Source organism: Actinoplanes sp. GCM10030250, from assembly GCF_042666575.1.
Lineage (GTDB): Bacteria > Actinomycetota > Actinomycetes > Mycobacteriales > Micromonosporaceae > Actinoplanes.
Map to the genome: position 1 here is coordinate 1 of NZ_JBHTDO010000129.1, position 575 is coordinate 575.

Below are 575 nucleotides of genomic sequence, written 5' to 3' on the forward strand. Positions count from 1 at the left end.
GCGACGGAGACCGAGAAGACGATCGACGTTGCCTACGCGGCCACTGCCGGTGGGTCGGCGGCTGCGGCCGACTTCACGGTGGGCACCGGAACGGTAAGTTTCACCGGTTCCGAGCTCAGCAAGAACATTTCGGTGGGCGTGACGAACGACGGCGCGTACGAGCTGGCCGAGACGTTCAACGTGGATCTCACCGGGGCGACCAACGCGGACAGTGTCGACACCGGTGCGGACAACAGCGTGGTGACGATCACGAACGATGACACCGCGCCGGTGTTTTCGGTGACGCCGGATGCGACGGTGACGGCGTTGGCGGTGGAGGAGGGTGATCCGGCGGAGTTCACGGTGACGTTGCCGTCGGCGGCGGTGGACACTGTCGACTTCGTGGCGACGTTGGTGGATGTGGACACCAGCAGTGGTGACCGGACCTACAGCGTGCCGGTGGCGTTCTCGATCCCGCAGGGTGAAGACGATGCGACGGTGAGCATCTCGACCCTCGACGACGGCGACGATGAGGCTGCTGAGACGGCCACGCTGACGATCGCCCGTGCTGGTGGGGAGAACGACGCCTCCGGTGG

At 65.9% G+C, this 575-nt stretch carries 1 protein-coding gene; it reads left to right on the plus strand.

Annotation, left to right across the window (positions count from 1 at the left end; all coding sequences use genetic code 11):
- On the plus strand, positions 1-575 hold a 575-nt coding region (locus ACFQV6_RS44375; RefSeq protein ID WP_378033761.1), incomplete at both ends, for a Calx-beta domain-containing protein.